The following is a 25,426-nucleotide window of genomic DNA, read 5'->3' as shown; positions in this document are numbered from 1 at the left end:
CCACTCAGCCCTTCATCATATTGACGTCTTCGACCGCGATCGAGCCGCGGTTGCGGTAGAAGACAACGAGAATTGCAAGACCGATCGCCGCTTCGGCAGCCGCCACCGTCAGAATGAACAGCGCGAAGACCTGGCCGACGATGTCGTTCAGGAAGTGGGAGAAGGCGACCATGTTGATGTTGACGGCAAGCAGAATCAGTTCGACCGACATCAGGATGACGATGACGTTCTTCCGGTTCAGGAAGATGCCGAAGACGCCGAGCGTGAAGAGGATGGCGCTGACCGTCAGGTAGTGGGAAAGTCCGATGACCATGTTCTTTGTTCCTTGACCTGCCTTAGACGCCCTGCCCGGGCTTGACCGAAACCACCTCGACGGCGGTGGCGGGCGTGCGGGCAACCTGCCTCGGGATATTCTGCCGCTTGATATTGGTGCGGTGCCGGAGCGTCAGCACGATCGCGCCGATCATCGCGACCAGCAGCACCAGACCGGCGATCTCGAAGAAATAGACGTAGTTGGTATAGAGCACGTCGCCGAGGGCGGCGGTATTGGTGCGTTCGGTCAGCGCAGGGATCGGCATGGCGACCGACTTGGCGATCTCAGGCGAGATGACGCTACCGCCGATGACGACGATCAGCTCGGCGGCGAGAATGATCCCGATCAGCCCGCCGATCGGCGCATATTCGAGAACCCCTGCCCGCAATTCGGTGAAGTCGATGTCGAGCATCATCACCACGAAGAGGAAGAGAACGGCAACGGCGCCGACATAGACGACGAGCAGGATCATTGCCAGGAATTCGGCACCCGCCAGCAGGAAGAGGCCGGCCGCGTTGAAGAACACCAGGATCAGGAACAGAACCGAGTGAACCGGGTTCTTTGCCCAGATGACCATGAACGCCGACGCTATCGCGACAAAGGCGAAAAGATAGAAAAATAGAGCCTGCAGACCCATGTTGGTGCCTTTTTCATCTTCCCCCGGGCAGCCGGGAGTTTTTCTGCCCGATAGAGCCTTGCGCGGCTGACCGGCAAAGCTCCTGTGCATATTGACCGCGACGGGAGCAGCAGAGCTCCATCGCGGCATCTCAAAACCCAATCAGCGGTACGGCGAATCGATCGCGATGTTGCGGGCGATTTCGCGCTCCCACCGGTCGCCGTTATCGAGAAGGCGCGCCTTGTCGAAATAGAGCTCTTCGCGGGTTTCCGTCGCAAATTCGAAATTCGGGCCTTCGACGATCGCGTCGACCGGGCAGGCTTCCTGGCAGAAGCCGCAATAGATGCACTTCACCATGTCGATGTCGTAGCGCACCGTGCGGCGCGTGCCGTCGTTGCGGCGCGGACCGGCCTCGATGGTGATCGCCTGGGCAGGACAGATCGCCTCGCAGAGCTTGCAGGCGATGCAGCGTTCCTCGCCGTTCGGATAACGGCGCAGCGCGTGCTCGCCGCGGAAGCGCGGGGAGACCGGACCCTTTTCGAAGGGATAGTTGATCGTCGCCTTCTGGCGGAAGAAATAGCGCATCGACAGAAAGAACGCGCCGAAGAATTCCTTGAGGAATAGCGAGCTGATGGAGCTGGACAAGCTTCCCATCTTCAACCTCCAATTTTGCCGGAAACGAGAGCTGGCATCATCATGCCCAACCCATCAGCTTCAGCACGAATGCAACGATGATGACCATGGCGAGCGACAGCGGCAGGAAGACCTTCCAGCCGAGGCGCATGAGCTGGTCGTAGCGGTAGCGCGGGACGAAAGCCTTGACCATCGCGAACATGAAGAACACGAAGCAGGCCTTCAGCATGAACCAGATGATGCCGGGAACCCAGTTGAGGATCCAGATATCGACCGGAGGCAGCCAGCCGCCGAGGAACAGGATCGTCGTCAGCGAGCACATCAGGCAGACGGCCGCATATTCGCCGAGCATGAACATCATGTATGGCGAGGAGCCATATTCGACCATGAAGCCGGCGACGAGTTCCGATTCGGCTTCCGGAAGGTCGAACGGCGGACGGTTCGTCTCGGCAAGCGCCGAAATGAAGAAGATGATGAACATCGGGAACAGCGACAGCCAGTGCCAGTCGAGGAACGACGCCGGCAGGCCGAGCATGGTGCCGAGGCCGGTATGCTGGGCATTGACGATATCGGTCAGGTTCAGCGAACCGACGCAGAGAAGCACGGTGACGATGACGAAGCCGATCGAGACTTCATAGGAGACCATCTGCGCCGCCGAGCGCAGCGCACCGAGGAACGGATACTTCGAATTCGAAGCCCAGCCGCCCATGATGATGCCGTAGACCTCAAGCGAGGAGATCGCGAAGATATAGAGGATGCCGACATTGATGTTGGCGATCACCCATCCGTCGGCGAGCGGCACCACCGCCCAGGTGGACAGCGCCAGCAGCACGGTTACCAGCGGGGCCAGCAGGAACACCGCCTTGTTGGCGCCGGCCGGAATGATAGGCTCCTTGAAGACGAACTTCAGAAGGTCGGCAAAGGACTGGAACAGGCCGAAGGGGCCGACGACGTTCGGGCCGCGGCGCAACTGCACGGCCGCCCAGATTTTGCGGTCGGCGAGCAGCACGTAGGCGATGAAGACGAGCAGGCAAACGAGAAGCAGCAGCGACTGACCGATCATGATGATCGCCGGCCAGACATAGGTCGAAAAGAAAGAATCCATAGTCCCCTGCCCTTACTCTGCCGCGACTTTGAAGTTGTTGCGGGCCAATGCCGAGCACTCGGCCATGACAGCCGAGGCGCGCGCGATCGGGTTCGTCAAATAGAAGTCTTTCACCGGCGACGCAAACCCTGACTTGTTCATCTTGCCGGCTTTTTTCGCGACTGCGGCAATTTGGGCGCTATCGGTTTCGGCGATCTCGTCGATGGCGGCGAAATGCGGGAAAGCGGCATAGAGCCGGACGCGCAATTCGCTCAGCGAATCGAAGGGAAGCTTCTTGCCGAGCACGTCGGAAAGGGCGCGGATGATTGCCCAGTCCTCGCGGGCGTCACCCGGCGCAAAGCCTGCGCGGCTGCCCATCTGGACGCGGCCTTCGGTGTTGACCCAGGTGCCGGACTTTTCGGTATAGGCTGCGGCCGGCAGGATGACGTCGGCATGGTGCGCGCCGTTATCGCCGTGCGAACCGATATAGACGGTGAGCTTGGCCTTCTTGGCGGTGAAGTCGAGTTCGTCGGCACCGAGCAGGAAGAGCACATCCATTGCCGTCAGCATTTCGGCGGCGTTGACGCCCGCAGCACCCGGCACGAAGCCGAGGTCGAGGCCGCCGACGCGGGACGCTGCGGTATGAAGGACGGCAAAGCCGTTCCAGCCTTCGGCAACAGCGCCGACCGAACCGGCAAGCTTGGCGGCACTGGCGAGAACGCCGGCGCCATCGGTGCGCGACAGCGCGCCCTGGCCGATGATGATCATCGGCTTGGCGGCGTTCTTCAAGACGTCGGCGAAGGCGTGGCCGCCATCGACCAGATCCTTCAGCGTGTCGGGACCGCTGCCGAGGTAATCATAGCTGTAACGCAGTTCGCCCGGCTCGCCGATCACGCCGATCGGGAACTTGCCGCGGCGCCAGCGCTTGCGGATGCGGGCGTTGAGGATCGCCGCCTCGAAGCGCGGATTGGCGCCGATAATCAGCAGCGCGTCGGCCTGGTCGATGCCTGATATCGTCGGGTTGAAGAGGTAGCTGGCGCGGCCGAGCGACGGATCGAGTGCCGTCCCATCCTGGCGACAGTCGAGATTGGTCGATCCCAGCGACTTCACCAGTTCGGAGAGCGCATACATTTCCTCGACCGAAGCGAGGTCGCCCGCGATCGCACCGATCTTGTCACCCGAGGTGGCGCCGACGGCGGCCTTGATCGCGCCGAAGGCTTCGGCCCAGGTCGCCGGCTGCAGGCGGCCGTCGCGGCGGACATAAGGCCGGTCGAGGCGCTGGGTCTTCAGGCCGTCCCAGATGAAACGGCTCTTGTCGGAAATCCACTCTTCGTTGATCGCCTCGTTGACACGCGGCAGGACGCGCATGACCTCACGGCCGCGGGTGTCGACACGGATCGCCGAACCGACGGCATCCATGACGTCGATCGATTCGGTCTTGTTCAATTCCCACGGACGGGCGGTGAAGGCGAAGGGCTTGGAGGTGAGCGCGCCGACCGGGCAAAGGTCGACGACGTTGCCCTGCAGCTCGGAGGTCATCGCCTGCTCGAGATAGGTGGTGATTTCGGCATCCTCGCCGCGGCCGATCAGGCCGAGTTCGGAAATGCCGGCGACTTCGGTGGTGAAGCGGACGCAGCGCGTGCAGTGGATGCAGCGGTTCATCACCGTCTTGACCAGCGGGCCGATATATTTGTCTTCGACGGCGCGCTTGTCTTCCTGATAGCGCGAGGTGTCGATGCCGAAGGCCATCGCCTGGTCCTGCAGGTCGCATTCGCCGCCCTGGTCGCAGATCGGGCAATCGAGCGGATGGTTGATCAGCAGGAATTCCATCACACCTTCGCGGGCCTTCTTGACCATCGGGGTGTTGGTGAAGACCTCGGGCAGTTCGCCGTTCGGGCCGCCGCGGATGTCGCGTACGCTCATGGCGCAGGAAGCCTGCGGCTTCGGCGGGCCGCCCTTCACTTCGACAAGGCACATGCGGCAGTTGCCGGCAACCGACAGGCGCTCGTGGAAGCAGAAGCGCGGAACCTCGGCGCCGGCATCCTCGCACGCCTGCAACAGCGTGAAATGATCCGGAACTTCGATCTCGTTGCCGTCAATCTTCAGTTTTGCCATCGTCGCTCAGTCCTGTTTCCCGTTTGCCTGATGACGGCAAACAAACCTATTTTTGCAACAGTCTCATTGCCAAGCCGGATCTTTCGTCCTGCCGACAGTGGATGTCGCCCAAATTCTCTATCGCGCGTTCCAGGTCCGGAACCCGCACCGGCATCTGCAGCTTGAGGCCCCCGCCCGTCCGCCGATCTGCCCTTATTTCCGGCCGATTGATCCGGCCGGACAGTTCATTTCTTTCTACGGCCCCGTCCTGCCAGAACTTTCGCCTGGCCAGTCCAGTCGTCGCGGCCGATGCGGCCGTTGAAACCGAGTTCGGCATCGAGCTTGACGATTTCCTCGTCGCTCCAGGCGGCAATCTCGGCGAAGCTGCGAATGCCCTTGCCGTTCAGCACCTGCTCGAGTTTCGGCCCGATGCCGGCGATCAGCTTGAGATCGTCGGCCTTTCTGGTCCGTACAACCGGCTTGGCCTTGACGGCGGGCTGCGGCTGGTTTGCCGGCGCCGGCTCGCTGACCGGCCTGACGACTGTCAGCCTCGGCCCTGCCCTCTTCTCGGCCGCCGGCCTGGCGTCAGCCTTGACGGGCGGGCGAATATTCTCCGGCCGGATCTCGACGTCGGGCGCCAGCGTATCCGGCGGCGTATCGTCGAGGGCGGCGGCGAGCTTGCCGGTCGTTTCCAGCGCGCTCTGGAAGGCGCCGAAAAAGGCGCCCGCCATCTGGGTCGACAAACCGAAGCCGATCGCGGTCGCGGCGGCAAAGGCTGCAGCGGGTTGCGCCATCAGCGGATGCACCGGCATTGCCCGCGCATTTTCCAGCATCTCGGCAGCAAGCCGGCCAAAGCCGGCCGCGAAATCGGCTGCCTCTTCCTTCTTCCTGCCTTCGGCGAGAATCCTCGCCTGAGATGCCTTGTCCGCCATGATTATTCAGCCGCCTCCAGAACCGCGCCGTGATCGAGGGCGCTTGCCGTATACTGGTCGATGCGCTTTTCGATCTCGGGACGGAAGTTACGGATCAGACCCTGCACCGGCCATGCGGCGGCGTCGCCGAGCGCGCAGATGGTGTGGCCTTCGATTTGTTTCGTCACCTGGAACAGCATGTCGATTTCGCGCTTCTGGGCATTGCCCTTGGCCATGCGCTCCATCACGCGCCACATCCAGCCGGTGCCTTCGCGGCAGGGCGTGCACTGGCCGCAGCTCTCATGCTTGAAGAACGCGGAGATGCGGGCGATCGCCTTGATGACGTCGGTGGACTTGTCCATGACGATCGCGGCGGCCGTGCCGAAGGAGGAGCCGACGCCGCGCAGGCCGTCGAAATCCATCGGGCAGTCGATAATGTCCTTGGCCGGAACGATCGGGCAGGATGCGCCGCCCGGAATGACGGCGAGCAGATTGTCCCAGCCGCCGCGGATGCCGCCAGCATGGCGGTCGACCAGCTCGCGGAAGGTGATGCCCATTTCCTCTTCGACCGTGCATGGCTTGTTGACGTGGCCGGAGAGCATGAAGAGCTTGGTGCCGACATTGTTCGGACGGCCGATGGCCGAGAACCAGCCGGCGCCGCGGCGCAGGATGGTTGGGGCAACGGCAATCGATTCGACGTTGTTGACGGTCGTCGGGCAGCCGTAGAGGCCCATATTGGCCGGGAATGGCGGCTTCAGGCGCGGCTGGCCCTTCTTGCCTTCCAGGCTTTCGAGCAGCGCGGTTTCCTCGCCGCAGATATAGGCGCCGGCGCCGTGATGGACGAAAATGTCCATGTCCCAGCCAAGCTTGTTGTTCTTGCCGAGCAGGCCGTAGTCGTAGCACTCGTCGATCGCCGCCTGCAGCGCCTCACGCTCGCGGATATATTCACCGCGCACGTAGATGTAGGCGGCATTCGCGCCCATGGCGAAACTCGCGACGACGCAGCCTTCGATCAGCGTATGCGGATCGTGGCGCATGATGTCGCGGTCCTTGCAGGTTCCGGGCTCCGATTCGTCGGCATTGACGACGAGGTAATGCGGGCGGCCGTCGCTTTCCTTCGGCATGAAGGACCATTTAAGGCCCGTCGGGAAGCCGGCGCCGCCGCGACCGCGCAGACCCGATGCCTTCATCTCGTTGATGATCCAGTCGCGGCCCTTTTCGAGGATCTGCTTGGTGCCGTCCCAGTGGCCGCGGCTCATCGCGCCCTTCAGGGACTTGTCCTTGAGGCCGTATATGTTGGTAAAGATGCGGTCTTTATCTTGTAACATGCTTCACCTCTTACCGCGGCTTCTTGCCGAAGACCTTGATATATTCCGCTTCGCCGCCCTTGGCGAGCGCCTTGGCCTGCTTGACCCAGTCGTCTCGCTCGATGCGGCCGCGGAAGTTCAGGTAGCCGTCGACCCATTCGCGTTCGGCCTTCTTCCAGCTCGCGACCTGCGAGAAGGTGAAGATGCCGATTTCGTTCAGCGTCGCCTCGATCTTCGGGCCGACGCCCGAGATCATCTTAAGATCGTCCGGCGCGGCGGGCTTTTCGATGCCGGACGGACGGTTCTTGTCGGTCAGCGCAGGCTTTGCCGCCGGGGCGGCTTCGGCCTTGACGGGCGCCGGTTCGGCAGCCGCAGTGCCTGATATCGGCTGCTGCTCGGCGGCCTTGGCATTCTTGGCAGCGGCCTTCGGCGCCGTTGCCGGCGTCTTCAAGGCAGCATTGGTCTCGGCATCAGTGCTCTTCGGGCGGGCGGCCTCCGACGGCGGAACCGGGGCGGCGTCGACCGGGGCAGAAATAGTTTCGGCATCGGTCTTCTTGGCGCGTGTCTTTGCCTTCGGCTCTTCCGTCGTCAGCGAGGTCAGGCCGCCTTCGGGTGCCGAGAATATGCGATCGATCTGGGTGCCCGGCTTGATGCTGGCGCCGTTTCCGGCGGCAAAGGTATCGATGATCTCTTCGAGGCGCTCGGGGGTCAGGTCCTCATAGGTGTCCTTGCCGATCATCACCATCGGGGCGTTGACGCAGGCGCCAAGACATTCGACCTCTTCCCAGGACAGCGTGCCCTCGGCATTGCGCTCGAAGGCATGGGCATGGATCTTGCTCTTGCAGACCGACATCAGCGCTTCCGAGCCGCGCAGCATGCAGGGCGTGGTGCCGCAGACCTGGACATGGGCGCGGGTGCCGACGGGATGCAGCTGGAACTGCGTATAGAAGGTCGCGACCTCGAGCACTCTGATATAGGCCATGTCGAGCATGTCGGCGATCTTTTCGATCGCCGCGCGCGTGACCCAGCCGTCCTGCTCCTGCGCCCGCATCAACAGCGGGATGACCGCCGATTGCTGGCGGCCGGCGGGGTATTTCTGGATCGTCTTGTCCGCCCAGACCGCATTTTCATCGCTGAAAGCGAATGCGGCAGGCTGAAATTGATCTTCGGCTAATCGACGAACGGACATTCTTCCTCACGCCTTATCAGTTTAGGGTTCCACACCGCGAAGCGGTCAAAGACTGCATTTCGCAGGCATAGGCCGACTGGTCTTTCTGCATAAATACGACGAATTTGCTGCCATTCGGAATGGCAGCCTTGATCTGATAGCCCTTGGACAAAAGATCGCCCATGGACGTTTGCGCCGCCGGCGGCGTCACTTCCTTATGGCCGAGCGGCGTACCGAGGGTATCGGCCTCCTGAGCCGAAACCCCGGATGCCGCAAGAAGGAGTGCGACGGCAAGCGGCAGACGCTGCATCAGCGGTCCACCTCGCCGAAGACGATGTCGAGCGAGCCGAGAACGGCTGCGACGTCGGCAAGCTGATGGCCGCGGCACATGAAGTCCATCGCCTGCAGATGGGCGTAACCCGGAGCGCGGATCTTGCAGCGATAGGGCTTGTTGGTGCCGTCGGAGACGAGATAGACTCCGAACTCGCCCTTCGGCGCCTCGACGGCGGCGTAAACTTCGCCGGCCGGCACGTGGTAGCCTTCGGTATAGAGCTTGAAGTGGTGGATCAGCGCTTCCATCGAGCGCTTCATCTCGCCGCGCTTCGGCGGTACGACCTTGCCGTCGATCGACGAATAGGGACCGGTCTTGGCATCCGACAGCAGGCGATTGACGCATTGCTTCATGATGCGCACCGATTGGCGCATCTCGATCATGCGGATCAGATAACGGTCGTAGTTGTCGCCGTTCTTGCCGATCGGAATGTCGAATTCGAGATCGGAATAACATTCGTAGGGCTGGGCGCGGCGCAGATCCCAGGCCGCACCCGAACCGCGCACCATGACACCGGAGAAGCCCCAGGCCCAGCAATCCTCCAGCGAGACGACGCCGATATCGACGTTGCGCTGCTTGAAGATGCGGTTGCCGGTCAACAGATTGTCGATGTCGTCGAGCGCCTTCAGGAAAGGATCGCACCAGTCGCCGATATCCTGCACCAACTGTTCCGGCAGGTCCTGATGGACGCCGCCCGGACGAACATAGGCGGCGTGCATGCGCGAGCCGCTGGCGCGCTCGTAGAACACCATCAGCTTTTCACGCTCTTCGAAGCCCCAGAGCGGCGGCGTCAGCGCGCCCACGTCCATAGCCTGCGTCGTGACGTTCAGGAGATGTGAGAGGATGCGGCCGATCTCCGAATAGAGAACGCGGATCAACTGGCCGCGGATCGGGATCTCGATGCCGAGCAGCTTTTCCACCGCCATCGCATAGGCATGCTCCTGGTTCATCGGCGCGACATAGTCGAGGCGATCGAAATAGGGCACGGCCTGCAGATAGGTCTTGGTCTCGATCAGCTTCTCGGTGCCGCGATGCAGCAGGCCGATATGCGGATCAACCCGCTCCACAATTTCGCCGTCAAGCTCCAGGACAAGACGAAGAACGCCGTGCGCCGCCGGATGCTGCGGTCCGAAATTGATGTTGAAGTTGCGGACGTTATGTTCGGTCATGGCGATGCGCTCGCGTTCTCAGATAACCAGTGAATGGCGGACACAAACCCACCAGCCGCCTTAAATTTATTGCTTCGCTTTTTCGTCGCCGGGCAGCACGTAATCCGTGCCTTCCCAAGGCGACATAAAGTCGAAATTGCGGAATTCCTGTTTGAGCTCAACCGGCTCATATACTACGCGTTTTGCCGCGTCGTCGTAACGGACTTCGACGAAACCCGTGGTCGGGAAGTCCTTACGCAGCGGGTGGCCTTCGAAGCCGTAGTCGGTCAGGATGCGGCGCAGGTCCGGATGGCCGGTGAAGAGCACGCCGTACATGTCCCAGGTTTCGCGCTCGAACCAGTCGGCGCCGGGATGAACGGCGCAGGCCGAGGGAACCGGCGTATCCTCGTCGGTTGCGACCTTGACGCGGATGCGCAGGTTCTGCTTCGGCGACAACAGGTGATAGACGACGTCGAAACGCAGCTCGCGCTGCGGCCAGTCGACGCCGCAAATATCGATCAGGTTGACGAAGCCGCATTTGGCGTCGTCGCGCAGGAAGGTCAGCAGCGCGATCAGGTTTTCACCCGTCGCCGTCAGCGTCAGCTCGCCATACTTCATCTGCGATGCGGCGATCAGATTGCCGCGCGCTTCGCCAAGGTAGGACGCAAGCTCAGTCAGGGCTTCACTCATATGCCTAGTCCTTAACCCTTAGCGTTCGATCGTGCCGGTGCGCCGGATCTTCTTCTGCAGCAGAAGCACGCCGTAGAGCAGCGCCTCTGCCGTGGGGGGACAGCCCGGCACATAGATATCGATCGGCACGATGCGGTCGCAACCGCGCACCACCGAATAGGAATAGTGATAGTAACCGCCGCCATTGGCGCAGGAGCCCATCGAGATGACGTAGCGCGGCTCGGGCATCTGGTCGTAGACCTTGCGCAGCGCCGGCGCCATCTTGTTGGTCAGCGTGCCGGCCACGATCATGACGTCGGACTGGCGCGGCGAGGCGCGCGGCGCAAAACCGAAGCGCTCGACGTCATAACGCGGCATCGACAGCTGCATCATTTCGACGGCGCAGCAGGCAAGACCGAAGGTCATCCACATCAGCGAGCCGGTACGGGCCCAGTTGATCAGCTCGTCGGTCGAGGTGACGAGGAAACCCTTGTCGGCGAGCTCGTTGTTGATCTCGCCAAAGAATGCGTCGCTGCTGCCGATCGGCTTGCCGGTGGAGGGATCGATGATCCCCTTCGGCTGCTGGGCGACGAGCGGCTGATTGCTCACAGGGGCTACTCCCATTCCAGGGCTCCCTTTTTCCATTCATAGATAAAGCCGATGGTCAGCACGAAGAGGAAGACCATCATGGACCAGAAGCCGAACCAGCCGATGGCGCCGAAGGAAACGGCCCAGGGGAAGAGGAAGGCGACTTCGAGGTCGAAGATGATAAAGAGGATCGACACGAGGTAGAAACGGATGTCGAACTTCATGCGGGCGTCGTCGAAAGCGTTGAAGCCGCATTCGTAAGCCGAGAGCTTTTCCGAATCGGGCGCTTTGAAGGCGACGGCGAACGGCGCGATAAGCAGCGCCAGGCCGATAACGAGCGCGATAGCAATGAAGATAGCGATCGGAATATAGGAACTGAGCAGTTCAGTCATCATGTTCATCCCTGCTTGCCGGAGGCGCCAGGCGGCGCATTTGGGCAAATGCCCGGCAAGCGAACGTGCGTTGCAACAAGCCGTGGTTAGCGCAGCCGAAGCCCCGGCGCAAGAGATTAACAGAGGCAATTCGACGCGTCGCGCGCGGACATTATCAAGCAGATGCAACGATGTCGCGACAAATCCGCCCAAGCCGCCTGAAGCTGCATGTCTGACCACTGGAAACTGCATGGCTTTGTGAAGAAAATGGCGCGAGTGACGGGGCTCGAACCCGCGACCTCCGGCGTGACAGGCCGGCACTCTAACCGACTGAGCTACACCCGCGCATAGGACCGGCCATTTGCGACCGCGAGGATGAAGAAAACCGGACGAACGACAAATCGCATTTGCGTTCTACAAGACTTGAAATGGCGCGAGTGACGGGGCTCGAACCCGCGACCTCCGGCGTGACAGGCCGGCACTCTAACCGACTGAGCTACACCCGCAATTCATTTCAAGCAGTCCGGATGCCTTCGCACCCTCACCAAAACGGCTGCCCGTTTCGATGAGCGGCTAACTACGGGGTTCGCCTTTTAGTGTCAAGCAGGTTTGGAGACAAAACCATGACAGTCGTTGAATTGTTTCGGCAAGGCCCGCACGGAGCAAGGGAAAAGCCGGCAATTCCGTTTCCGCAGCCGTACCGACGCCCGATCGAAGCCGCCGGCACAGTCGAAGCCGACATGGCCGCCGCCGTCCCCTCCCCTTTATCCACAGCCCCGCCGTGGCCGATCGAGATCGCAGGAGCGCAACCGCCGCCAAAAAAATCAAAAAATCTTCACAAACACTCTTGCGGTTTTGCCGCGATCCGCATAGATCACGGCCACCAACGCGGCAGGCCGATCCGGTTTCGCCAGCGATGGGCGATTAGCTCAGTTGGTAGAGCGCCTCGTTTACACCGAGGATGTCGGGAGTTCGAGTCTCTCATCGCCCACCATTTTTTCCTTAAGTGTCAAATGACAGCTGTCTCAGGCAGACGCCTCGGCTGCTTCGTTACCGTATCTCCCATTCCAATTAGATCCACCAGAGCGCCAGGCAGGTTGCGATACGGCGCCGTCTGAAGGTCAGCTCCACCAAAACGGACTACTCCAGCCGCCGGGCCACCTCCTATTGGGCGAATGGATGGGGGCCGGCAAAAGTGGGAGAATCGCTCCCCGGAAAGTCTCCGCGTTTGGAGGCTTATGACGCCTGGAGGTGTGCCGTGAGGGCTCTCAGCTCCGCATTTACCCTGTGCATCGCGATTGCCCTTTGCACGCCAAGTGCCATCTATGTCAGCCTGCCCGGATACGCCTTCAAGACGAATCCGAAATGCCAGCGCCACGCGCCGAAGACGCAGTTTGATATCAGGTGCGACTGGCCGAGACTGGGCTTCAAGGACTTTACACCGCCGCTTGTGACCGTGCTTGGGATCTGAAGACCTGCTCCGCTTTTGCGAACCATGGCAGCCCGGACGTGTTTGGTCGTCCGATGGCATCCGTGGCTCTGTGACTGCGACGCGGCCAGATGCCTTGGCTGGGAACTCCCCACCAGACTCTATATAGAACTTCGGAATCCCGAAACTGGTGGCGGGATTGAAATCATTGGATGTTTTTTCCTGCCGGCACCGCGCGAAACGCCGCGGATTTCGGATTCCCGAAGCGATGAATTTGGGGATTCCGAAGCGGCAATTCGGAGCGCCCCTCGTGTGTGACGGGCGCGCATCGCCCGCCATTCATCCCTTTGCCAGTTCTTTATCCACCGCCGAAACCAGCCGCGAATCATCCGCCGTCACGTCAGGCGCGAATCGAGCGGCGACTTTGCCGTCGCGGCCGATCAGGAATTTTTCGAAATTCCAGAGGATATCGTCCTTGTCGCCGCCCGATATGCCGTGGGATTTCAGGCGTTCGCGCATCGGGCCGTCGCCTGTGGTCGCCACGCCCGATTTGGTCAATTGGCGGTAAAGCGGGTGCTGGGCATCGCCCTTGACCGAGATCTTCGAGAAAATCGGGAAGGTGACGTCGTAGGTGCTGGTGCAGAAATCGAGGATCTCGGCGTCAGTGCCGGGCTCCTGGCCCTTGAAATCGTTGGCGGGGAAAGCGGCGATGACGAAGCCGCGCTCGCGCTTTTCGCCATAGAGCTTTTCGAGCCCCTCATATTGCGGCGTGAGCCCGCATTTCGAGGCGACATTGACGACCAGCAGCACCCTGCCCTTGTAGTCATTGAGCGTGGTTTCACGACCATCCACAGTCTTGACCGGAATATCCAGCACATTGCCCGTCACGGGAACCTCCAACTTCATGGGAACATGGTCGCCAAACTTAGCGTTATCACCGCCATTGTCATCAGCGGCGGAATCAATTCGGCGTTAGAAGACACCGGTGCGTACCGCCCGCGCACCCGGTTCCGGGATACGCCAAAAGCCAAGAGCTTAAGCGCGTCACGCGAAACAAGTTCGACGCGACGCGCGTTGGCATCCGGGCTTAAATCTATCAGGCGGGAGATGTTTCCTTCACGTCGTCGAGCAGGAAGTGCACGACGATATAGTCCGTCTTGTAATGGCGGCCGCTGTCCGACACGGAATCGACGCTGCCGCCGTCCTTCGGGTGCCAGGCGTGGTAATGGGGATTGGTGGTGATCAGGGTGATGGCCTTGCCATCTTTTTCGCCAAGCCGGAAGCGCATCTCGGCGAGCGGCCAGATGCGCTCATAATCGTCCATGCTGATGCGCGCCTTCAGCGCCTTGCGGTGCAGCGGTGCTTCACCGGCATCGGCGGGCGCTTCCAACACCACCTCCTCGGCTCCGCTGATGATGGCGTTGAATTCTTCAGGCCACATGCGTCTCATGAAATCGCTCCTCCCGGGGCTCTCGTCAGTCCACAGGTGAAACTTAGCGATTTGTTCGAAAGAAGCAAATTCCTGTCATGTGGTTGTCATCGGCCGCGACTGCTCCTACGTTCCCGTCATATCGCATCAGGGCCGCCAGCAGCCCGCAATCCCGAGATCAGAGATGAAAACACGTGAAGACAGGCGGGCGCTTCGGGCGAGCATGCCGCGCACCCCGCTCAGCGCCCATCATATGGAAAACGCCCGCCTGCTGCCGGATCGCGGCGAGTTGCTCTACCGCATCCCGAACGGCGGTATCGGCGTCGAGGTCGGCGCGGCCTTCGGCGAATATACGGCGGAGATCCTGGAAAAGAACCGCCCGGCGCAGCTCTACCTCATCGATCCCTGGTCGATGGATCGCTACAGCTCCGGGCTTGACGCGGTCCACACGAAATTCGCGGCCGAGATCGAAGCGGGCCGGCTGCATCTGATGCAAGGCACATCGCTGGAGAAGCTCGCCGAATTCGAGGACGATTTCCTCGACTGGGCCTATATCGACACCGACCATTCCTTCGAACTCACCTGGCAGGAATTGCTGCTCTGCGAAAAGAAGGTGAAGCGGACGGGGCGCATTGCCGGGCATGATTTCTGCACCGGCAATACGGTCAAGCCGATCGTCTATGGCGTCGTCGAGGCGGTCACCAAATTCTGCAAGGATTACGGCTGGCAATTCGAATTCCTGACGGTCGAATCACATGCGCATTTTTCCTATTGCCTGAAGCGGCTTTGATTCGCCTAAAGCGCGGCGCGATCTTTCAGATTCGCTCGGCCCGCGCTTTGGTTTTTTTGCGCATATCTTTATCGCAAAAACCGCTGCACACTTTTGCGAGACATGCTTAGGCCCTCCCGGAATATTGCGCGTCGCTGACCTGCTCCATCCAGTCGACATGCCTGCCGTCCAGCGCCTCGTGAATGGCGATGTGCGTCAAGGCCGTGTCCGGGGCAGCACCATGCCAATGTTTTTCGCCCGGCGCGAACCAGACCGTGTCGCCGGCGCGGATTTCGTGGATCTCACTGCCCCAGCTTTGGGCGAGGCCCCTGCCTGACGTGACGATCAGCGTCTGGCCGAGCGGATGTGTGTGCCAGGCCGTGCGGGCGCCGGGCTCGAAGGTGACGGAGGTTGCTCTCATCCGGGCCGGCTCGGGCGCCTCCATCAGCGGATCCTGGCGGACGGCGCCGGTGAAATAGTCGGCCGGTGGCTTCATCGAGGGGCTGGAGCCTGCGGATTTGATCTCCATGATCTTTCCTTTTCCATTCATTGCGGTTGAAGCCTTGTAAGCCGACGATATTTCATCGAGGCGACCAATCAAGACCGGATCTGCAATTGCCGCATGATCGCCCGGCTGATAGGCCAATATCTTTCATCACTTACGAAGGATTTTTTTCATGAAACACCATGCTTTCGGCCGCATGCCGTTTACCGTCACCAATGTCGGCTTCGGAGCCTGGCAGATCGGCGGTTCCTGGGGCGATATCAGCGAGGCGGATGGACGCGCGGCGCTGAATGCCGCGCTCGATGCCGGCATGACCTTCATCGATACCGCTGACGTCTATGGCGACGGCCGCTCGGAAAAGATCATCGCAGACGTCTTGAAGACGCGTGGCGGGGCCCGCCCGATGGTTGCCACCAAGGCGGGCCGCCGCCTCAATCCGCATGTGGCGGAAGGCTACAGCAAGGCCAATCTCGAAGGCTTCATCGACCGCAGCCTGACAAATCTTGCCGTCGACAGCCTCGACCTCGTGCAACTGCACTGCCCGCCGCGCGACGTGCTTTACCAGCCCGAAGTCTTCGAGGCTCTCGATGCGCTGCAGCAGGCCGGCAAGATCAAGGGCTACGGCGTCAGCGTCGAAAAGGTCGAGGATGGGCTGAAGGCGATCGAATATCCCGGCGTCGTCAGCATCCAGATCATCTATAATATCTTCCGCCAGCGCCCCGACCACCTGTTCTTCGCCGAAGCACGCCGCAGGAACGTGGCGATCATCGCCCGCGTGCCGCTGGCAAGCGGCCTTCTCTCCGGCAAAATCACCCGCGATACCCACTTCGCCAGCGACGACCACCGGAATTTCAACCGCCACGGCGAAGCCTTCGATGTCGGCGAGACCTTTGCCGGCGTGCCTTTCGAGGTCGGCCTGCAGGCGGTGGAAGAGGTGCGCAGGCTAGTGCCTGCCGGCGCCACGATGGCGGCCTTTGCACTGCGCTGGATCCTGATGGCTGAAGCCGTAACCGTCGTCATCCCCGGCGCCCGCAATGGCGAGCAGGCGAGAACCAACGCTGCCGCCGCCGACCTTGCGCCGCTGTCGGCCGATGTCATGGCGGCAACGCGCGAGATCTACGAGCGGCTGATCGCGCCGCATGTGCATCAGCGCTGGTAAGGCTGGAGCTGCTTGTTTTTGAGGGCTGTGGGAAGCGTCGATGACTCGCACTTGTTAAAGGTCTCAACCCTCTCCTCCTCCATCCGCGGCCTTGAGCCCAGCATTCACCCGCACGCGTGAGAGGCCGCGGCATGGATCCTCGGCTCAAGGCCGAGGATGACGGAGGGTGGGGAGGCGCCTATGCCAAACTCCGACCTCACTGCATCCGCATGCTGTTGAAATTGTACAAACATCACGCCTCCTGCCAGTCGCGTCCTCCCAATCTCCGTCATGCTCGGACTTGATCCGAGCATCCATGCCAAAGCACTCTGCTTGCAAATGTTCTTCAGTCGGATGCCCTCGCCCTTCGCTTTCGAATGCGGACGCCCTACGGATCCTCCGCCTCAAAAAAGCGAGGCCGGGCTTTGGCCCGGCCTCCTTTATCTCTCTATCGCAACTCAGTTCGTAGCAGTCAGATCAACCGGGAAGAACAGAGTCTCGCCGGAGGAATCGCTGACGCCGTCGTTGTCGGTGACGGCGTAGGGTTTGCCTGAGGCGTCGAAGGAAAAGCCTTCGAGCTTGTCGAGCACATAGCCGTTCGTCACGCTCTTCAGTTCGCCGAGGAAGTCGTGGGCTTCGGTCTTCTTGACCACCGGCAGTTCACCGCCGAGCTTGGCGGGTTTCAGTTCCGAGATCGCCACCTTATAGAGCTTTTTCAGCTTGGCGGCATCGCCGACGAGGTTGTCGCGTTCGATGATGTAGACGCTGTCGCCATGAGCCGAAATCTCCGACAGGCCGACCCAGCCGCTTTCCGTCTTGTCGAGCGGATAGCGCACTGCGCCCCATTCCTTCTTCTTCGGATTGTAGGAGACGAGCTTGACGAAGCCCTTCTCATCATCAGCCCACTCGCGCTGGACCGCCATCCAGAGTGTCGCGTCGTCGCCGGTGCCGATAATGGTCACGCCTTCGAAACCGAAGCGGATTTCGTTGGCGGCAAGCTCTTTCGGCAGGGCGATCTCGGCCTTGATGTCGCCCTTGGCGTTGACGTTGTAGAGAGCGTGCGGGACGAGACGCTCGCTGTAGCCTTCCGAGGCGAGCCAGAAGGAGCCGTCGGCGGCAACAGCGATGCCTTCGATGTCGAGCTTCTGGGCCGGGGCGCCGTCACGCTTGACGACGAGAGCGTCGGTGATGACAGCCGGCTTCTTGCTGGCATCGATCGTATAGATCGTCGGCTGCGAGCCGAGAACGCTGTCGCTGACGGCGTAGAGCATGCCCGGCTTGCCCGGAACGGCGGCAAGGCCCGAAAGAGCTGCAAAGCCGATCGGATTGCCGTCCTTGTCGGCGGAGACAATCTGCGGATAAGCCTTTTCACCCTCCCCACGCTCATAAATCATGACATGCGAGCGAGCGCCACCGTCCTTGCCGAGGTCGAGTTCGTTGGCTGTGGCGAAGAGATTGCGTGCAGGAATGGCGATCCCGCCTTCCGGCGAAATCCCCGATGGCAGAAGCTGCACGAGTTCGGGATCGGCGCCGGTATCCCTATAGACGCCGACGACCGAGGCACGCTCGGCGAGCAGAAAGAAATATTGGTCGTCGCCAAACCTGGCGGCTTCGAGGCCTTCCGGCTCGACGCCCTTCGATCCCGAACGGCTTTCCGGATAGTGGCCGATATGGGCGACCGCGCGTTCGAAGGATGCACCCGATTCGTAGAGAAGCTTGCCCGTCTTGTCGAAGATGGTGAAACCGCGCGAGCCACCCTGATAGTCGCCTTCATTGGCGACGACGAGGCGGTTGTCGTCCAGCCATTTCACGGCGTCGGGCTCGCGCGACACGCCCTTCAATTCGCCGGTGAATTTCAAGGCACCGTCCCGCTTGGTGTCGATGCCGGTGAGATCGACGCTGCCGGCGGAGAAATGTGTTTTCACCTGAGCCGTATTGGCGTCGATGATGACGATCTCGTTGTTTTCCTGCAGCGTCAGCGCAATCTCGTTCAGGCCGTTGAAGGCGACGAATTCCGGCTCCGGATCCTCAGGGGCGACGCCGGCGAGACCGGTCAACGCCACGTGCTTGATGGTGCCGCAATCCACAGTGCCGTTCTTCAGCTGGAAGACGACCAGATCGCCGGCCGGCATCTGCGGGATCTTGCCGTCGTTGACCTCTTCGTCGCGCTCGTTTTCGATCGCAATGGCGCCGAGCGTCTTGTCCTTGTTGAGCGCGATCGAATCCGGCTGGCCGCCGAGATCGCAGCTGTTTTCGATCGTCTTCTTCGCCACGTCGACGATCGAAAGGCGGCCCGAGGGCTTCGCCTTGCTTTCGGAGGTGTTGACGGCAACCAGCGCCTTGCCGGCGCTCGAGGTGATCGAGGTCGGTTCGCCGTCCATCATCAGCGCGCCGCCTGATTTCGGCGCCTTGGCGTCGGTAATGTCGATGAAGCCGATCGCGCCGAGCGGGCTGTCGCTATAGATCAGCGTGTTGCCGTCGTCGGTCGCGGTGATGATTTCGGCCGACGTCGCCGAAAGCTTGTCCTTGTCCGCAGGCAGGTTCTCCGCGACCGGGAAAGAGGCGATCCGGTTGAAGACCGGTTCGGCCGCGGCCGGAAAGGCAACGGATGCGAGAAGCACTGCAGCGAGCACTGCTTTGCGCGATGAAATCGTCATGAAATCCCCCATGTGTCGAACATTCGAAACATGAGTTTTCTGCGGGAGCGGCGTGACAGAGGCATGACAGCTGCGACATTTTGCAGCGGATCACCTCAGGCGGGTTTTCGCTCCCGGCGCATCTCGTTTCGCATGATGAAGAGTGAGGCGGAAAGGATGAGGGCCGCACCCAGCCAGAGGTAACCCGCCGGCGCATAACCGAAGAACAGCCAGCCGGCCAGCACATTCAGCGGCAGCTTCAGGTCATCGAAAGGCTGGACGTAGGCGGCATCCGCTGCGGCATAGGCAAGTGTGAGGAAATACTGCGCTGCGGCGGTCAACAGCCCCGCCAGCAGGAACAGGGCAAGGGTTGCACCCGTCGGCACGGCAAAGCCTGCCGCAAGCGCCAGACCGCCGTTTATCGGCGTCAGCAGAACGAGCAGCCAGACGGTGATCGTTTCCGGCCGTTCGATGCCCGTCAGGCTCTTGGTGATCAGCGACGAGGCGCCCCAGAGCAGCGCCGAGAGCACCGGCAGGAGTGCGGCCCAGCCAAAGCCGTCCGACCATGGCTGCAGGATGATCATCGCGCCGGTGAAACCGACTGCGGTCGCCGCCCAGCGGGCCGGGCCGACGCGCTCACCAAGGAAAAGCCGGGCGCCGAGAATGATGAAGAAAGGCGAGGTCATCACCAGTGCGATCGCCTGCCAGATCGGCACCGCGGCAAGACCGGCAACCCAGGCCTCGACGCCGAGTGCGGCAAGGGCGACGCGCGCGAGGTGGCGCCAGGGATAATGCGTCCGCATCGCCGCAAGCCCGAGCCTGCGAAGGAACGGCAACGAAAAGGCGAAGGCGAAGCCATATTGCCAGAAGGCTGCCGAGGCCGAGGGAAAGCCAAGCTTCATCGTCAGCCATTGGATGACGACGTTGAGAAGCGAAAAGGCGATGCCGGCAAGGACCATCCAAAAGGCACCGACGAGGGCGCGGGACGGCTCGACGGCAAGGGAAGTCTGATTCATGTCTTTCATCCAAACTACAGGACCAACATAAATCAGGACGCATGAGCCCCGAACGGGCGAGACAGGTATCCCCTGCCCTTCGCACAGCCGACGCTCATTCTCTTCCATCCGGACTATACCGTCGGCTCCGGAATCGCACCGGATCTGCTGACCCTTCCCCCGCATGGGCGCGGAAGCAGGCGCTCGCGGGCTTGGGCCGAGACCCTCTACCGCCGGTGGGGAGTTTCACCCCGCCCTGAGAACAGAAATCTCGTAGATCAAAGCCGGCGCGACGGCAAGACCTGCCAAAACAAAGCGAGCCCGAATCAAAAAGGGGTCCGGCCAAGCCGAACCCCTCTAAAAATCCTGCACAGCCGGTCTCGTTTACGGCTGGCGGATAATCTTAAATCAGCCGTTGACGGCGTCCTTCAGGCCCTTGCCGGGCGTGAACTTCGGCACGTTGCGAGCCGGAATGTCGACTTCAGCACCCGTCGACGGGTTGCGGCCCTTCGTTGCGGCGCGATGAGAAACGGTGAAGCTGCCGAAACCCGCGAGGCGGATGTCGCCCTTGTTCTTGAGTTCAGCCTGGACAACGTCAAAAACCGCGTCAACAGCGGAAGCCGCGTCAGACTTCGTCAGTCCTGCCTTTTCGGCGACTGCGGACACGAGTTCATTCTTGTTCATGTTTCCACCCCTTTCTAAATGGTATGAAACGACTCAATAGTAAGCTAGGCGCCGAATAGGTTTCATCAGGCCCGCCGGGAACCCAAAAGCCCTGCAAATCAAGGAAAAGCAAGCGCCTCCATGACGTTTTCACAAAAAAGGCTGGCGAAAACGCCAGCCTTTTTTCGTGTTTTGCTCCAATGGGGCATAAATGTGGCCCGGGCCATTCAATGCGCTATGGTTGCGCCTGTCTCATCAAGGCCTTCGACCGAAGTGATGACAGGCGTTTCCACCGTGCCGTCCCATTCGATCGGCTCCGGCCGCCGGATCAGCGCATGCTTGATCACCTCGCCCATGCGGGAGACCGGGATGATCTCCATGCTGTTCTTCACGTTATCAGGAATCTCCGCCAGGTCCTTGGCGTTTTCTTCCGGAATCAGCACCTTCTTGATGCCGCCGCGAAGCGCTGCGAGCAGCTTTTCCTTGAGACCGCCGATCGGCAGCACCCGGCCGCGAAGGGTGATTTCACCGGTCATGGCCACATGCCTGTTGACCGGGATGCCGGTCATGATCGAGACGATGGCGGTCGCCATGGCGACGCCGGCCGAGGGGCCATCCTTCGGCGTCGCGCCTTCCGGCACGTGCACGTGGATGTCGCTCTTATCGAAGCGCGGCGGCTCGATGCCGAAATCGACAGCGCGCGAGCGGACATAGGAGGCCGCTGCCGAGATCGATTCCTTCATAACGTCCTTCAGATTGCCGGTGACCGTCATGCGGCCCTTGCCCGGCATCATCACGCCTTCGATGGTCAGCAGCTCGCCGCCGACTTCCGTCCAGGCAAGACCGGTGACAACGCCGACCTGATCCTCGCCCTCGGCTTCGCCGTGGCGGAAGCGCGGAACGCCCAGATAGTCGGAGATGTTGGCGGCCGTCACGTGAACGGACTTCGTCTTGCCCTTGATGATCTCGGTGACCGCCTTGCGAGCGAGCTTCATCAATTCGCGTTCGAAGCTGCGCACACCAGCCTCACGAGTGTACTGCTGGCTGATCGCCATCAGGGCGTCGTCACTGACCGAGAATTCTTCCGGCTGCAACGCATGTTCCTTGATGGCCTTCGGCAGCAGATGCCGCTTGGCGATCTCGCGCTTTTCGTCTTCGGTGTAGCCGGCGATACGGATGATTTCCATGCGGTCCATCAGGGGTGCCGGAATATTCAGCGTATTCGCCGTCGTGATGAACATCACGTCCGACAGGTCGTATTCGACTTCCAGATAGTGGTCCATGAAGGTCGAATTCTGAGCCGGATCGAGGACCTCGAGCAGGGCCGAAGACGGGTCGCCGCGATAATCCTGGCCGAGCTTGTCGATCTCGTCGAGCAGGAAGAGCGGGTTGGACTTCTTCGCCTTCTTCATCGACTGGATGACCTTGCCGGGCATCGAGCCGATATAGGTGCGGCGGTGACCGCGGATTTCGGCTTCGTCGCGAACGCCGCCAAGCGCCATGCGGACATACTCACGGCCGGTCGCCTTGGCGATCGACTGGGCGAGCGAGGTCTTGCCGACGCCCGGAGGGCCGACCAGGCACAGAATCGGGCCCTTGATCTTGGTGGCGCGGGCCTGCACGGCCAGATATTCGACGATGCGCTCCTTGACCTTGTCGAGACCGAAGTGATCGGCTTCGAGGATCTTCTCGGCATTGTTGAGATCGGCCTTGATCTTCGACTTCTTGCCCCAGGGAATACCCAGCAGCCAGTCCAGATAATTGCGCACGACGGTGGCTTCCGCCGACATCGGGCTCATCTGGCGCAGCTTCTTCAGCTCCGCATCGGCCTTCTCACGGGCTTCCTTGGACAGCTTGGTCTTGGCGATGCGCTCTTCCAGTTCGCTCATCTCGTCGCGGCCTTCTTCGCCGTCGCCGAGTTCCTTCTGGATCGCCTTCATCTGTTCGTTCAGGTAGTACTCGCGCTGGGTCTTCTCCATCTGGCGCTTGACGCGCGAGCGGATGCGCTTTTCGACCTGCAGGACCGAGATCTCGCCTTCCATGAAGCCGAGGGCCTTTTCCAAGCGAGCCTTGACGCTGGTGGTTTCCAGCATCTCCTGCTTCTCGGTGATCTTGATCGACAGATGCGAGGCGACCGTATCGGCGAGCTTGGAATAGTCGTCGATCTGGCTGGCTGCGCCGACCACTTCAGGCGAAATCTTCTTGTTGAGCTTCACATAGCTCTCGAATTCGGAAACGACCGAACGCGACAAGGCTTCCAGTTCCACCGGATCGTCATGCGGTTCCTCGAGCACATGGCCGAGCGCCTCATAGAAATCCTCGCGGCTGGTATAGGTGTCGATCTCGGCGCGGGCGCGGCCTTCGACCAGAACCTTGACGGTGCCGTCGGGCAGCTTCAGGAGCTGCAACACGTTCGCCACGGTGCCGACGCTGTGGATCGCGGAAGGATCCGGATCGTCGTCACTGGCGTTGATCTGCGTCACCAGCATGATCTGCTTGTCGGAACCCATGACCTCTTCGAGCGCACGGATCGACTTTTCCCGTCCGACGAACAGCGGCACGATCATATGCGGGAAAACCACGATGTCGCGCAAGGGCAGAACAGGGTAGGCAGTACTGCTCGCTACAGACGTTTTCTTCGTCATTTTTAAGTCCTTTCCATCGTCCCGTTGCCGGGCTCTCTGCACGGCCGCTTGGGACCGGCCGGCACTCTCACTTGGCTCTACAAGTGGAGGTCCTGACTACGCTTTTCAAGCCACGCTAACGCCCGCGTTCCCCGGATGTGACGGCTTTATTACAACGGAACGCCAACACTATGAAGTGCGTGGCTGGACCGGCGCTTACCACTTCCGACCCGGCTAAAATACAAACACCAGCAATAGGCTTACGGAATCACCGCATCATTGCCAAGCACTCTACCTTACGCAACATCGGCCCTTGCGAAACATCGGCAAAGTCAATTTCGGTCCCCACCGGCAAAATACTAACAGCGCCTTGCATGGTTTTTCAAATAGAAAGGGGCTCGCCTATGGCAAGCCCCTCAAAATAATCGTGCGAAAGTCTCAAGGTCACGCCGAAGCGTTGGCCTTTTCTTCCTGACGATCGGCATAGATGTAGAGCGGACGAGCCGAACCGCGCACCACTTCCTCGGAGATGACCACTTCACGCACGCCTTCCAGCGTCGGCAGTTCGAACATCGTGTCGAGCAGGATCTTCTCCATGATCGAACGAAGGCCGCGGGCGCCGGTCTTACGAACGATCGCCTTGCGGGCGATTTCGCGCAGCGCATCCTCGTGGAAGGTCAGTTCGACGTCTTCCATCTCGAACAGGCGCTGATACTGCTTGATCAGCGCATTCTTCGGCTCGGACAGGATCTGGATCAGCGCGTCCTCGTCGAGATCCTCAAGCGTCGCCAGAACCGGCAGACGGCCGATGAATTCGGGGATGAGGCCGAACTTGACCAGGTCTTCCGGCTCCAGTTCGCGCAGGACTTCGCCGACGCGGCGGTCGTCCTGGGCCTTGACGGTCGCGCCGAAGCCGATCGAGGTCTTCTCGCCGCGGGCGGAGATGATCTTGTCGAGACCGGCGAAGGCGCCACCGCAGATGAACAGGATGTTCGTCGTGTCGACCTGCAGGAATTCCTGCTGCGGGTGCTTGCGGCCGCCCTGCGGCGGGACGGAAGCGACCGTGCCTTCCATGATCTTCAGAAACGCCTGCTGCACGCCCTCGCCCGAGACATCGCGAGTGATCGACGGGTTGCCGGACTTGCGGGAAATCTTGTCGACTTCGTCGATGTAGACGATGCCGCGCTGGGCACGCTCGACATTGTAGTCGGCCGCCTGCAGGAGCTTCAGGATGATGTTTTCGACATCTTCACCGACGTAACCAGCCTCGGTCAGCGTCGTCGCATCGGCCATGGTGAAGGGAACGTCGATGATGCGGGCAAGCGTCTGAGCAAGATAGGTCTTGCCGCAGCCGGTGGGGCCGACGAGCATGATGTTCGACTTCGCCAGCTCGACTTCGCCGTTCTTGGAGGCATGCGCCAGGCGCTTGTAATGATTATGAACGGCAACCGACAGGATTTTCTTCGCCTGCCGCTGGCCGATGACGTATTCGTCGAGGACCTTGATGATGTCCTGGGGCGTCGGAACGCCGTCGCGGGACTTGACCATCGAGGACTTGTTCTCCTCGCGGATGATGTCCATGCACAATTCGACGCATTCATCGCAGATGAAGACGGTCGGTCCGGCAATCAGTTTCCGGACTTCGTGCTGGCTCTTACCGCAGAACGAACAATAAAGCGTGTTCTTGGAGTCGCCGCCGTTGCTGCCGCTGACCTTGCTCATATCACTTTCCTTCCAGCACGCCGCATTTCAAGGCGAAATCGCGGTCCACTCTATCAGCTCCTGGCGGCACTCCGTTTCCGGAGCCTTTGCCGAGAAGGGCTTCAGGGGCTACGAACCGGCTCCCAATCAACCATGTCCGGGTTCCGGCGGCAACGAATTCCCCTTCGAATGCCGAATGCTATGTCATAAAAATTCAACATAGCATTAATAGTTACTATTAGCGTCTTCGTCGCCAGTTGAAAGCCTTGTTCGATCACAAATGAGATAGAACTGTGGCGAGGAA

At 60.9% G+C, this 25,426-nt stretch carries 24 protein-coding genes, 3 tRNA genes and 1 riboswitch; of the genes, 4 read left to right on the top strand and 23 right to left on the bottom strand.

All coding sequences use genetic code 11. The features are described from left to right. Nucleotides 1–4: 4 nt before the first annotated feature. The 15 genes from nuoK to RHEC894_RS07915 form a co-directional block, all read right to left on the bottom strand. Nucleotides 5–313 carry an NADH-quinone oxidoreductase subunit NuoK gene (gene nuoK, locus RHEC894_RS07985; RefSeq protein ID WP_010066755.1) on the bottom strand — a complete coding sequence of 103 codons (309 nt, stop codon included), beginning with the start codon at nucleotides 311–313 and terminating at the stop codon, nucleotides 5–7. A gap of 22 nt (nucleotides 314–335) precedes the next feature. Continuing rightward, on the bottom strand, nucleotides 336–950 hold the full coding sequence (locus tag RHEC894_RS07980) for an NADH-quinone oxidoreductase subunit J (protein ID WP_085736876.1): 615 nt from the start codon (nucleotides 948–950) through the stop codon (nucleotides 336–338). 141 nt (nucleotides 951–1,091) lie between these two features. Then, nucleotides 1,092–1,583: an NADH-quinone oxidoreductase subunit NuoI gene (gene nuoI, locus RHEC894_RS07975; RefSeq protein WP_003587270.1), complete on the bottom strand. Its 492-nt coding sequence runs from the start codon at nucleotides 1,581–1,583 to the stop codon at nucleotides 1,092–1,094. 40 nt (nucleotides 1,584–1,623) lie between these two features. Beyond that, a complete protein-coding gene (nuoH, locus tag RHEC894_RS07970; protein ID WP_085736875.1) occupies nucleotides 1,624–2,667 on the bottom strand; it encodes an NADH-quinone oxidoreductase subunit NuoH in 1,044 nt (347 codons plus the stop codon). Between the two features lie 12 nt (nucleotides 2,668–2,679). Then, a complete protein-coding gene (gene nuoG / locus RHEC894_RS07965; RefSeq protein ID WP_085736874.1) occupies nucleotides 2,680–4,761 on the bottom strand; it encodes an NADH-quinone oxidoreductase subunit NuoG in 2,082 nt (693 codons plus the stop codon). 224 nt (nucleotides 4,762–4,985) lie between these two features. After that, nucleotides 4,986–5,672, bottom strand: a complete 687-nt coding sequence (locus tag RHEC894_RS07960) for a 5' DNA nuclease (RefSeq protein ID WP_085736873.1) — start codon at nucleotides 5,670–5,672, stop codon at nucleotides 4,986–4,988. 2 nt (nucleotides 5,673–5,674) lie between these two features. Then, a complete protein-coding gene (nuoF, locus tag RHEC894_RS07955; protein ID WP_003558451.1) occupies nucleotides 5,675–6,979 on the bottom strand; it encodes an NADH-quinone oxidoreductase subunit NuoF in 1,305 nt (434 codons plus the stop codon). 10 nt (nucleotides 6,980–6,989) lie between these two features. After that, nucleotides 6,990–8,147 (bottom strand): NADH-quinone oxidoreductase subunit E, encoded by a 1,158-nt coding sequence (locus RHEC894_RS07950; RefSeq protein WP_085736872.1) that lies wholly within the window; start codon nucleotides 8,145–8,147, stop codon nucleotides 6,990–6,992. A gap of 16 nt (nucleotides 8,148–8,163) precedes the next feature. Next, nucleotides 8,164–8,436 carry a hypothetical protein gene (locus RHEC894_RS07945; protein WP_010068055.1) on the bottom strand — a complete coding sequence of 91 codons (273 nt, stop codon included), beginning with the start codon at nucleotides 8,434–8,436 and terminating at the stop codon, nucleotides 8,164–8,166. Next, nucleotides 8,436–9,626: an NADH-quinone oxidoreductase subunit D gene (locus RHEC894_RS07940; RefSeq protein ID WP_085736871.1), complete on the bottom strand. Its 1,191-nt coding sequence runs from the start codon at nucleotides 9,624–9,626 to the stop codon at nucleotides 8,436–8,438. The genes RHEC894_RS07945 and RHEC894_RS07940 overlap by 1 nt, the downstream gene beginning before the upstream one ends. Nucleotides 9,627–9,692: 66 nt before the next feature. Further along, nucleotides 9,693–10,295, bottom strand: coding sequence for an NADH-quinone oxidoreductase subunit C (locus tag RHEC894_RS07935; RefSeq protein ID WP_085736870.1), 603 nt, complete (start codon nucleotides 10,293–10,295; stop codon nucleotides 9,693–9,695). An 18-nt stretch (nucleotides 10,296–10,313) separates the two neighbouring features. After that, nucleotides 10,314–10,898 carry an NADH-quinone oxidoreductase subunit B gene (locus RHEC894_RS07930; RefSeq protein WP_085736869.1) on the bottom strand — a complete coding sequence of 195 codons (585 nt, stop codon included), beginning with the start codon at nucleotides 10,896–10,898 and terminating at the stop codon, nucleotides 10,314–10,316. After that, on the bottom strand, nucleotides 10,889–11,263 hold the full coding sequence (locus RHEC894_RS32895) for an NADH-quinone oxidoreductase subunit A (RefSeq protein WP_164517672.1): 375 nt from the start codon (nucleotides 11,261–11,263) through the stop codon (nucleotides 10,889–10,891). Before RHEC894_RS32895 ends, RHEC894_RS07930 begins: the two co-directional genes overlap by 10 nt. A 238-nt stretch (nucleotides 11,264–11,501) precedes the next feature. After that, nucleotides 11,502–11,578: transfer RNA gene (locus RHEC894_RS07920), tRNA-Asp, on the bottom strand. Between the two features lie 84 nt (nucleotides 11,579–11,662). Next, a tRNA-Asp gene (locus tag RHEC894_RS07915) sits at nucleotides 11,663–11,739 on the bottom strand. A gap of 412 nt (nucleotides 11,740–12,151) precedes the next feature. On the opposite strand from RHEC894_RS07915, the gene RHEC894_RS07910 reads away from it, so the two are divergent. Together RHEC894_RS07910 and RHEC894_RS33890 are read left to right on the top strand one after the other, a co-directional pair. After that, nucleotides 12,152–12,227: transfer RNA gene (locus RHEC894_RS07910), tRNA-Val, on the top strand. A 264-nt stretch (nucleotides 12,228–12,491) separates the two neighbouring features. Next, nucleotides 12,492–12,704 (top strand): hypothetical protein, encoded by a 213-nt coding sequence (locus tag RHEC894_RS33890; protein WP_010067918.1) that lies wholly within the window; start codon nucleotides 12,492–12,494, stop codon nucleotides 12,702–12,704. A gap of 297 nt (nucleotides 12,705–13,001) precedes the next feature. Here RHEC894_RS33890 and RHEC894_RS07900 read toward each other — a convergent pair whose 3' ends face one another. Together RHEC894_RS07900 and RHEC894_RS07895 are read right to left on the bottom strand one after the other, a co-directional pair. Next, complete coding sequence (locus tag RHEC894_RS07900; RefSeq protein WP_085738903.1) at nucleotides 13,002–13,550, bottom strand: glutathione peroxidase; 549 nt, start codon at nucleotides 13,548–13,550, stop codon at nucleotides 13,002–13,004. A gap of 208 nt (nucleotides 13,551–13,758) precedes the next feature. Further along, on the bottom strand, nucleotides 13,759–14,112 hold the full coding sequence (locus tag RHEC894_RS07895) for a hypothetical protein (RefSeq protein WP_085736867.1): 354 nt from the start codon (nucleotides 14,110–14,112) through the stop codon (nucleotides 13,759–13,761). A gap of 163 nt (nucleotides 14,113–14,275) precedes the next feature. Here RHEC894_RS07895 and RHEC894_RS07890 point away from each other — a divergent pair, with 163 nt between their 5' ends. Then, the gene (locus tag RHEC894_RS07890; RefSeq protein WP_085736866.1) at nucleotides 14,276–14,881 is read left to right on the top strand and encodes a class I SAM-dependent methyltransferase; all 606 of its coding nucleotides are present in this window, start codon (nucleotides 14,276–14,278) and stop codon (nucleotides 14,879–14,881) included. Between the two features lie 106 nt (nucleotides 14,882–14,987). Here RHEC894_RS07890 and RHEC894_RS07885 read toward each other — a convergent pair whose 3' ends face one another. Beyond that, nucleotides 14,988–15,410 (bottom strand): cupin domain-containing protein, encoded by a 423-nt coding sequence (locus RHEC894_RS07885; protein WP_085738902.1) that lies wholly within the window; start codon nucleotides 15,408–15,410, stop codon nucleotides 14,988–14,990. A gap of 127 nt (nucleotides 15,411–15,537) precedes the next feature. On the opposite strand from RHEC894_RS07885, the gene RHEC894_RS07880 reads away from it, so the two are divergent. Further along, nucleotides 15,538–16,524, top strand: a complete 987-nt coding sequence (locus tag RHEC894_RS07880) for an aldo/keto reductase (RefSeq protein ID WP_085736865.1) — start codon at nucleotides 15,538–15,540, stop codon at nucleotides 16,522–16,524. A gap of 437 nt (nucleotides 16,525–16,961) precedes the next feature. Here RHEC894_RS07880 and RHEC894_RS07875 read toward each other — a convergent pair whose 3' ends face one another. From RHEC894_RS07875 to clpX, 5 genes are all read right to left on the bottom strand, one after another. Next, nucleotides 16,962–19,160 carry an esterase-like activity of phytase family protein gene (locus RHEC894_RS07875; protein WP_085738901.1) on the bottom strand — a complete coding sequence of 733 codons (2,199 nt, stop codon included), beginning with the start codon at nucleotides 19,158–19,160 and terminating at the stop codon, nucleotides 16,962–16,964. Nucleotides 19,161–19,255: 95 nt separating this feature from the next. Next, a complete protein-coding gene (locus RHEC894_RS07870; protein ID WP_085736864.1) occupies nucleotides 19,256–20,155 on the bottom strand; it encodes a DMT family transporter in 900 nt (299 codons plus the stop codon). A 92-nt stretch (nucleotides 20,156–20,247) separates the two neighbouring features. After that, nucleotides 20,248–20,402, bottom strand: a riboswitch (FMN riboswitch). A 140-nt stretch (nucleotides 20,403–20,542) separates the two neighbouring features. Beyond that, the gene (gene hupB / locus RHEC894_RS07865) at nucleotides 20,543–20,818 is read right to left on the bottom strand and encodes a DNA-binding protein HupB (protein WP_003558438.1); all 276 of its coding nucleotides are present in this window, start codon (nucleotides 20,816–20,818) and stop codon (nucleotides 20,543–20,545) included. Between the two features lie 206 nt (nucleotides 20,819–21,024). Further along, nucleotides 21,025–23,442, bottom strand: a complete 2,418-nt coding sequence (gene lon, locus RHEC894_RS07860; protein ID WP_085736863.1) for an endopeptidase La — start codon at nucleotides 23,440–23,442, stop codon at nucleotides 21,025–21,027. 423 nt (nucleotides 23,443–23,865) lie between these two features. Then, nucleotides 23,866–25,143, bottom strand: coding sequence for an ATP-dependent Clp protease ATP-binding subunit ClpX (gene clpX / locus RHEC894_RS07855; protein WP_085736862.1), 1,278 nt, complete (start codon nucleotides 25,141–25,143; stop codon nucleotides 23,866–23,868). Nucleotides 25,144–25,426 lie beyond the last annotated feature (283 nt).

This window comes from Rhizobium sp. CIAT894 (assembly GCF_000172795.2).
Lineage (GTDB): Bacteria > Pseudomonadota > Alphaproteobacteria > Rhizobiales > Rhizobiaceae > Rhizobium.
The sequence above is the reverse complement of the archived record's forward strand: the minus strand, read 5'-3'. Positions and strand labels throughout refer to the sequence as shown.

Coding starts and splice junctions, on each gene's coding strand:
- nuoF (WP_003558451.1), bottom strand. CDS start 6,979: ATGTTACAAGATAAAGACCGCATCTTTACCAACATATACGGCCTCAAG.
- RHEC894_RS07870 (WP_085736864.1), bottom strand. CDS start 20,155: ATGAATCAGACTTCCCTTGCCGTCGAGCCGTCCCGCGCCCTCGTCGGT.
- RHEC894_RS07935 (WP_085736870.1), bottom strand. CDS start 10,295: ATGAGTGAAGCCCTGACTGAGCTTGCGTCCTACCTTGGCGAAGCGCGC.
- hupB (WP_003558438.1), bottom strand. CDS start 20,818: ATGAACAAGAATGAACTCGTGTCCGCAGTCGCCGAAAAGGCAGGACTG.
- clpX (WP_085736862.1), bottom strand. CDS start 25,143: ATGAGCAAGGTCAGCGGCAGCAACGGCGGCGACTCCAAGAACACGCTT.
- RHEC894_RS07980 (WP_085736876.1), bottom strand. CDS start 950: ATGGGTCTGCAGGCTCTATTTTTCTATCTTTTCGCCTTTGTCGCGATA.
- RHEC894_RS32895 (WP_164517672.1), bottom strand. CDS start 11,263: ATGAACATGATGACTGAACTGCTCAGTTCCTATATTCCGATCGCTATC.
- RHEC894_RS07945 (WP_010068055.1), bottom strand. CDS start 8,436: ATGCAGCGTCTGCCGCTTGCCGTCGCACTCCTTCTTGCGGCATCCGGG.
- RHEC894_RS07950 (WP_085736872.1), bottom strand. CDS start 8,147: ATGTCCGTTCGTCGATTAGCCGAAGATCAATTTCAGCCTGCCGCATTC.
- RHEC894_RS07895 (WP_085736867.1), bottom strand. CDS start 14,112: ATGAGACGCATGTGGCCTGAAGAATTCAACGCCATCATCAGCGGAGCC.
- nuoK (WP_010066755.1), bottom strand. CDS start 313: ATGGTCATCGGACTTTCCCACTACCTGACGGTCAGCGCCATCCTCTTC.
- RHEC894_RS07890 (WP_085736866.1), top strand. CDS start 14,276: ATGAAAACACGTGAAGACAGGCGGGCGCTTCGGGCGAGCATGCCGCGC.
- nuoG (WP_085736874.1), bottom strand. CDS start 4,761: ATGGCAAAACTGAAGATTGACGGCAACGAGATCGAAGTTCCGGATCAT.
- RHEC894_RS07880 (WP_085736865.1), top strand. CDS start 15,538: ATGAAACACCATGCTTTCGGCCGCATGCCGTTTACCGTCACCAATGTC.
- RHEC894_RS07885 (WP_085738902.1), bottom strand. CDS start 15,410: ATGAATGGAAAAGGAAAGATCATGGAGATCAAATCCGCAGGCTCCAGC.
- RHEC894_RS07930 (WP_085736869.1), bottom strand. CDS start 10,898: ATGGGAGTAGCCCCTGTGAGCAATCAGCCGCTCGTCGCCCAGCAGCCG.
- RHEC894_RS07875 (WP_085738901.1), bottom strand. CDS start 19,160: ATGACGATTTCATCGCGCAAAGCAGTGCTCGCTGCAGTGCTTCTCGCA.
- nuoH (WP_085736875.1), bottom strand. CDS start 2,667: ATGGATTCTTTCTTTTCGACCTATGTCTGGCCGGCGATCATCATGATC.
- lon (WP_085736863.1), bottom strand. CDS start 23,442: ATGACGAAGAAAACGTCTGTAGCGAGCAGTACTGCCTACCCTGTTCTG.
- RHEC894_RS07960 (WP_085736873.1), bottom strand. CDS start 5,672: ATGGCGGACAAGGCATCTCAGGCGAGGATTCTCGCCGAAGGCAGGAAG.
- RHEC894_RS07940 (WP_085736871.1), bottom strand. CDS start 9,626: ATGACCGAACATAACGTCCGCAACTTCAACATCAATTTCGGACCGCAG.
- nuoI (WP_003587270.1), bottom strand. CDS start 1,583: ATGGGAAGCTTGTCCAGCTCCATCAGCTCGCTATTCCTCAAGGAATTC.